Genomic DNA, 7913 nt, shown 5'->3' on the forward strand with positions numbered 1-7913 from the left:
ATACTATGGCAGTAATACTGGCATTAGAAACAGCCACCACGAATTGTTCGGTGGCTGTTGTCGATTCCAAGGGTGAGGTATTGGTCAAAGAAGACTACGGTTCCAAGTATTCCCATGGAGAGAAATTGCACGTTTATATTGATGAGATCCTAAAAGAAGCAGGTCTCACTCAGAATGATCTAGACGCTATAGCCGTGAGCGCAGGCCCCGGGTCGTATACGGGCCTCAGAATTGGAGTTTCCGCTGCAAAAGGCTTGTGCTTTGCCTTAGACATTCCTTTAATTACTGTAGGTACTTTAGAGAGCTTGGTTCGCCAATTAAGTGCAGATCAAGGGTATTTGATTCCTATGTTGGATGCGCGCCGTATGGAAGCTTATACGGCAGTTTATGACCATAGCCATCAAGAGTTGGTTCCCATGCAACCACAAATCTTAGACGCCGAAAGTTTTTCTGATTATTTAAGTAAAGGTCCGGTAACATTCATCGGCACGGCCAATGAGAAATTCTCAGAGGTTTGCACTCATGAAAACGCACGATTCGTCAATGAGAAATTGCCTTCTGCCAAGGAATTGATTGCTCTAGCGCAAGCCAAATATGAAGCAGGAGATTTCGCAGATCTGGCTTACTTTGAACCCGATTATCTCAAAGCCTTCCAGCCGGGTTAGTAGCCCATCAGCGGTAGGGCTTCTTCCGCAGTTCTTACCGGTAACTTACAGGTATTGTTTACGCAGACATAGACAAAAGTCTCGCCCTCAATAAAACGATTTTTCAATAGCGGAGCATCACTACTGCTACTGCTTGCCGCGATCATTTTGTTTGGAATATAGGTTTTGTTGATCTCTGCTAAAACAGCTTCTGCCTCTGGACCAACCACTACGAGTTCGTAAAATTCATTTTGAAAGTTGCGCCCCAATTGCAGCCAATTACTAAAACTACTTGGGTAAGCCGCTACTTCTGGCAGCACATTGTGCAACATCGTTTGAGCGTCTTTGATCCAATCGGTTTGGTCAAAATAATGTCCTAATCTTAATAGATTATGCGCCATAATAGAATTGGAGGCAGGGATCACATTGTCTCGATATTCAATGCTTCTGCTCACCAACTGAGCGTCTTCATCAGAAGTAAAATAAAACAAGCGGGAATCTGTATACCCAAAATGCGTTTGGGCATATTTCATAAGTTGCTTGGAAAGATCCAACCACTGCTGATCAAAGGTGATCTCATACATGGCAATAAATCCGTCAATTACCGCTGCGTAATCTTCCAGATAACCGTTAATGGTACTCTTGCCGTCCTTATAACTGTGCCAAAGACCGCCATCTGATTTCAATTGTTGGTCTTTGATGAAGTTGGCATTCTTAGTAGCTGCTCTCAAAAAGTTAGGTTCTCTAAAAACTCGGTAGGCATCTAGATAACCTTTGAGCATGAGCCCGTTCCAAGAGGTGAGGCTCTTATCATCCAAACCGGGTCTTGGACGCGTATCTCTATAGACTCCGAGTTTTTCTTTCCACAGAGATTTCAGGCCATTGAGTTCTGCTTGACTTATATTGTTAGCCGCTGTGAATTCTTCATCCGTTTCTTGACGAATCAACACATAAGAACTTTCTTCTTCCCATTTGCCGTAATCGTTAATGTTGTAATAGGATTTGAATAATTCAGGGCGATCTGTGATTAGCGAATCGATCTCGGCCTCCGTGTAGACATAATAGGCGCCTTCTATCAATTCACCATCTGGACTTTTGCTGTCTGCATCTAAGGAGGAATAAAAAGCTCCCGATTCATGGGTCATTTCTTCCTCAATATAATTCAAGGTCTCATAGACAATGTCCTTGTAGAGTGGATTCGGATCCACCAAATAAGCGTCGCTATACAAGCTGACCAATTGCCCATTGTCATAGAGCATTTTCTCAAAATGCGGAATGTGCCAGCGCATGTCTGTAGAATAACGGGCAAAACCGCCTCCGACCTGATCATAAACACCACCAAAGGCCATCTTTTTAAGCGTGAGCTTTACAAACTCTAAGAGCTCCTGGTCTTCAGTTTCAACTGCATAACGCAAGAGGAAATGATAGTTGTTGGGCATCATGAATTTAGGCGCTTGAGCGATTCCTCCGTCCTTCTCATCAAAACGACTGCTCCAAGCGGTGACTATACTGTCTGTCTTGAGTGCAGAAAAATCCACCTCATCCCGATTGATCTGTACCAGATCTAAGGATTTAATACCTGCTTCCAATCGTGCGGCATAATCCACTAAACGTTCCGGACTGTCTTCATACAAAGTTTGAATTTGTGACAAGGCACGCTTCCATTCTTCCTTGGCTACATAGGTCTCTGCCCAAACAGGTCGACCATCAGGTAAGGCAATAACATTCAGTGGCCAACCTCCACGACCTTTCATCAGCTGGATCGCGTTCATATAGATCTGATCCACATCCGGGCGTTCTTCACGATCTACTTTAATGTTGATGAAGTTCGCGTTCATAACTGCTGCTACAGCAGTATCTTCAAAAGACTCGCGTTCCATAACATGACACCAATGACAAGCGGCATATCCGACGCTTATAAGCATGAGTTTGTTCTCTCGTTTGGCCTTAGCTAAGGTGGAATCGTTCCAGGCATACCAGTCCACTGGGTTGTGAGCGTGTTGCAACAAATAAGGGCTGGTCTCATGGATCAGCGAATTGGTGTAAGCGTAGTCTTCCACAGCGTTAGGGTTTGAGTTGCAGGCGAGGAGTAATAAACCGGCAAGAATCGACAAGAGAAATGACTTGTACATGGGTAGAATTAAAATGCGCCATACCTGTTAAGATATGGCGCATAAATTTAGCGAATTTCAAAGTCTATTTGACCTCGAAAGTGATTTTAACATTCACACGAAATTCAGTAACCTCATCTCCGTCTACAATTGCACTCTGCTCTTGGACATATACCGAACGAATGTTCTTTACGCTTTTACCCGCTTGCTTTACCGCGTTCTTAGTTGCATCTTCCCAACTCTCATTAGAATTAGATAAAACCTCGATTACTTTTAAAACTGCCATAACTCTTTTGTTTAGTATTACAGCACCAAAGTAGTATTACCCAGAACCAATCGGGCAGGGGATTAAGGTATTTTTAACCCAGATGTATTTGGTCGAAAAAAGAGGCCTTTAACCGTTGATCGCTTCTACGTAAGAAACCTTGCCTTGAAGCATTTCACGCAACATGGTTTCAATACCGTTCTTTAGGGTAACGGTACTTGAAGGACAACCACTACAAGCGCCTTGTAGAATCACTTTTACGGTCTTGGTGTTCGCGTCGTAAGAATCAAAAGCGATGTTTCCACCGTCACCAGCAACTGCAGGTTTTACGTATTCATCCAAGATCTCAACGATCTCTTTTGAAATTCCTTCCAACTCTTGTGGCTTAACTGGAATCACTTGAGCTTCTGGGGTACGCTCTTCTGTAAGGATAGCATCGTCTAAAATGGTCTTGCCTTGTGCTACGTATTGGGTAATGAAATCACGAAGCTCTTGAGTGACCTCCTGCCATTCGATCCCCTCTAATTTCATGATGGAAATATAGTTTCCGCTCATAAAGACTTCCTTCACAAAAGGAAAGCGGAACAAACGCAATGCTAGCGGAGCATTCTTTGCAGATTCCAAGGTTTTGAATTCGTAGGTGTCGTTCACCAAAGTTTTGTTGGCAACAAACTTCATTACCGCTGGGTTAGGAGTTACCTCGGCATAAACAGAAACAGGAACGTTCTTAGGAGCCTCCGCCGCAGTGATCACGGGTTTACCAGATTCGAGATATTCCGCAATTTGATCGGCCACTTGATCTTGGACATCATTCCACTCCACTATATTGTAGCGTTCAATAGCCACAAAGTTTTGTGAGATGTACACGGTCTTTACAAAAGGTAAAAAGAACAATTCCTTAGCCAGAGGGCTGCGTCCTGACTCGTCAATATTTGCAAATTCAAAACTTTCTGACTGGGTCAGGAAGGTATCTGTAACAAATTTGACAATGGCAGGTTGTGAAGTTGGCTCAATAGTGACGCGACGATTTTCCATGCGAATAAATTTTGTGCAAAATTACAAAATGCCGCTGGGGTTACTCAAGTATTTTTGGGCAATTCTGGTTCATTTTTAGGTTAATTTTTCCCGACTGCTTGTCTTGCGAAACAAATGGCATTCAACAGCTTGGGTTTTTAAGAAAATTTAGGAACCGCTTCGGGTTTTTTGCCATTAAACTGTTGTATAAGTACTGTTTATGCCGAAGTAGGTTTAAGAACTTTCTACTTTTCACTCAGTATTAGGCCCTCAATTAATTGCGATTGTCAGAATATCTCAGTTTCTTGTAAGGCTCTAACGTACTTAGGGTAAGGCTTAAAGCATATAACCAACAACCGACCAAAGCGATGAAAAAGCAATTACTATCCCTCTTTTTCCTCTTAGCATGTACCTATGGTTTTTCGCAAACTATAGTCATGCAGGATGGTACCTTCAACACCTGTACAGGAACCTTTGTGGATTCCGGCGGGACTGCAGGGCCTTATGCGAATGGAGAAGATTTTACAATCACTTTTTGTCCGGATACCGCTGGCATGGCTGTAACTTTAGACTTTACAGTTTTTGCTACAGAAACAGGAGGGGATATACTCACAATCTATGATGGGCCAGATACCACAGCGCCTATTATTGGTTCATTTAGTGGGCCTACATCGCCAGGTACCGTTTACACCTCGCCTGCGACGACAACGGGTTGTTTGACACTGAGATTTCAATCGAATACGGTTGTTTTTGGAGCGGGTTGGGAAGCTGCCATCAGTTGTATTTTGCCTACAGACATTCCTTTGTCTCCTTTTATTGACGTAGACACCACTACCTATACCGTACAAGAATTAGTAGAGGATATTTTGATCGATAGCCCTTGTGCAGAGAGTTCTAATTATACCTCAAGTACGGGAATTGATTTTGGAGATGTTAATGGGATCGGTTATTTCAGTGCTGAAGGAAGTGGATTCCCTTTTGCTGAAGGTGTGATCTTAACCACGGGGTCTGCAGAGGCTGCCGAAGGTCCTAATGATGAAATTCTTGGAGCCGGAGGCTGGCCGGGAGATGCAGATCTTGCTGCTATCTTAGGACTTGCTCCTGGTGATCTGAACAATGCATCCTACATTCAGTTTGACTTCGTTCCATCTATCCCAGAAATTGCCTTCGACTTTATTTTTGCTTCGGAGGAATACAATCAAAACTTTGAGTGTAGTTTCTCAGATTCGTTTGCTTTTATTTTGACCAATACCGCTACAGGAGTGGTGGAGAATTTGGCTGTATTGCCAGGAACTGCAATTCCAATTCAGGTAACCAACATTCGTCCTGAAGTTCCCGGTCAATGTGCAGCGGTCAATGAGATCTATTTTGACACCTATAATTTTGCACCCTTTGCTGATGAGACCACAGCGCCAATTGACTTTAACGGTCAAACCACGGTCCTAACCGCTATGGGGATGGTTACTCCGGGAGATCCTTACAACATTAAATTAGTAATTGCAGATAACCAAGATGACCTCTATGATGCGGCAGTTTTCATTGAGGCGGGGAGTTTTGATATTGATATCAATTTAGGAGATGATATTTTGATTTCTGATGGTTCAGCTCCTTGTGAAGGAGAAACTGTTAGTTTGAGTTCTGGAGGTGGTGCTCCAGGGGCCACATATCAGTGGTATGTATTCAATGATGCTACGGGAATGTTCGATGCCATTCCAGGGGAGACCTCTCCAACAATTATCATTGATACTCCTGGTTTGTATCGTTTAGAGGCTATTTTTTCTTCTGGATGTACCGTTGGCGATGAGGTTTTGGTTGAATTTTTCCCAGCGCCGATCCCAGGAACACCAGATCCGCTGACCATTTGTGATCGTGATAATGATGGTTTTGCTGAATTTACCCTTACCGACGCCGATGCTCAGATCATTGACGGCGGTACTGGATTGAATGTGCGCTACTATGAATTGCTCTCAGATGCTGAAGCGGGTGCAACGGGTGATCTTGCAAGTCCTTATACCAATACCTCAAACCCGCAGATTGTTTATGCGCGTCTTGAAAATGATTTAACACGTTGCTTCAGTATTGTGGAGTTGGAGTTGATCGTGTACGATACTCCGGTGCTGGCAGATCCAATTCCAGATTTCATTGTTTGTGATGATGATGCCGATGAACTCTTCGTATTTGATCTAACTACTTGGGACACCAACGTTACTGCAGACCCAACTGGCTTGGTTATCAATTACTATGAGACCCTTGCCGATGCGGATGCCGCGACTTCTCCAATTACCCCAGCGGACGCTTATACCAATACGTCCAATCCGCAAACCATTTATGTGCGATTGGAGAATAGTGATGGCTGTTCCATTGTTGGAGAGTTTGATCTAATTATTAACCCATTACCTGTTTTTACCCCACCAGTAGCTTACGAGCTTTGTGATTACGACGGTACTTTAGACGATGCCACGGAGTTTGACTTAAGCACGGTGACCACGGCGATGACCGCGGATGATCCGCTGCTTACGGTAAACTACTTTGTTTCTTTGGCAGATGCGGAGGCTGGCGCTCCAGCACTTCCTTTGCTGTATACCAACACGAGCAATCCACAGACCATTTGGACGCGTATCGAAGTTACGGCAACAGGCTGTTTTGTGATCGAGAGTTTTGATCTGGTTGTTTTAGACACACCATTTGCCAACCCTCCAGTTTCGCTTAAGGAGTGTGATACGGACACGGACGGTTTTGATGAGTTCGATCTGACCCAGGCAGATGCGGATATCATTGGCGGTCAGACGGGCGTCTTTGTGAACTACTACTTCAGTTTTGCGGAGGCCGAGATCGGTGATCCAGCTACAGCACTGGCCAGTCCGTATACCAACGTCACGAGCCCACAGACGGTTTACGCACGAATAGAAAATACCTTGACGGGCTGTTTTGATATCACGGAGTTGGAACTTATTGTGATTCTGGCCACCCCGCTACCCACCTATGAGCTTTGTGACGACGATGTAGCGGACGGCTTTACGGTCTTTGATCTCACGCTTTGGGATTTTGAGATTGCGGCAGACCCCACTGGTCTGGACATTACCTATCACGAGACGGCTGCGGACGCCTCAGCAGGAACTCCTGCCATTACTCCGGCAGACGCCTATACCAACACGAGTAATCCGCAGACGATCTATGTACGGGTAGTGAACTCCGACGGCTGTGTGACCATTGGCCTTTTTGAGTTGGAAGTACTTCCACTACCGATCTTTGTCACACCAACGCCCTTAGGTATTTGTGACGATGCGGTCTTGGACGGCTTTGCACCTTTTGATCTGACGGTAAAAGATCCGGAGATCACTGGCGGCGACCCAACATTGAGTGTAAGCTATTATTTAACCGAGGCAGAGGCTGATGCTGCCACGCCAGCACTGACCAGTCCGTTTACCAATACGAGTAATCCACAGATCATCTACGCGCGTATCGATGACTCCACCACAGGCTGTCACGATACCACGCCATTAGAGCTTATCGTTTATGCGCCACCTACGGCCTTCCCGCCAATTCCATTGGAGCGTTGCGACAACGATGCGGACGATGTAGCGCTGTTTGATCTGACCCTGGCTGATGCTGACATCATCGGAGGACAACCGGATGTGTTTGTGAACTACTATCTGACCTTGGCCTTGGCCGAGGCCGGAGACCCAGCTACGGCACTGGTATCGCCTTACCCGAACATCGCCAACCCACAGATCGTGTATGCGCGCATTGAGAACTCCATCACGGGCTGTTTTGCCACTACGGAGTTGGAGCTGATCGTCCTACCTGCAACAGATATCGGCAGCTTCCCAACCATTGAACTTTGTGATGATCCGATCGCGGACGGTTCTACGACCTTTG

5 protein-coding genes are annotated in these 7913 nt (G+C 45.1%); 2 read left to right on the forward strand and 3 right to left on the reverse strand.

All coding sequences use genetic code 11. The features are described from left to right. The first annotated feature begins 5 nt into the window (after nt 1–5). Nucleotides 6–665 carry a tRNA (adenosine(37)-N6)-threonylcarbamoyltransferase complex dimerization subunit type 1 TsaB gene (gene tsaB, locus HRT75_RS08685; RefSeq protein ID WP_291185275.1) on the forward strand — a complete coding sequence of 220 codons (660 nt, stop codon included), beginning with the start codon at nt 6–8 and terminating at the stop codon, nt 663–665. Here tsaB and HRT75_RS08690 read toward each other — a convergent pair. From HRT75_RS08690 to HRT75_RS08700, 3 genes are all read right to left on the reverse strand, one after another. Continuing rightward, nucleotides 662–2776 carry a thioredoxin domain-containing protein gene (locus HRT75_RS08690; protein WP_291185279.1) on the reverse strand — a complete coding sequence of 705 codons (2115 nt, stop codon included), beginning with the start codon at nt 2774–2776 and terminating at the stop codon, nt 662–664. The two genes, tsaB and HRT75_RS08690, sit on opposite strands and share 4 nt — an antisense overlap. Nucleotides 2777–2840: 64 nt before the next feature. Beyond that, nucleotides 2841–3041 (reverse strand): dodecin family protein, encoded by a 201-nt coding sequence (locus tag HRT75_RS08695; protein ID WP_291185282.1) that lies wholly within the window; start codon nt 3039–3041, stop codon nt 2841–2843. A 108-nt stretch (nt 3042–3149) separates the two neighbouring features. Next, nucleotides 3150–4055 carry a NifU family protein gene (locus tag HRT75_RS08700; RefSeq protein WP_291185285.1) on the reverse strand — a complete coding sequence of 302 codons (906 nt, stop codon included), beginning with the start codon at nt 4053–4055 and terminating at the stop codon, nt 3150–3152. Between the two features lie 416 nt (nt 4056–4471). Between HRT75_RS08700 and HRT75_RS08705 the strand changes: the two genes are divergently transcribed. Further along, nucleotides 4472–7913: choice-of-anchor L domain-containing protein (locus HRT75_RS08705; RefSeq protein WP_291185287.1), on the forward strand; the 3442-nt coding region annotated here is incomplete at its 3' end.

Origin of the sequence: Gilvibacter sp. (assembly GCF_013214815.1) — a bacterium.
GTDB lineage: Bacteria > Bacteroidota > Bacteroidia > Flavobacteriales > Flavobacteriaceae > Gilvibacter.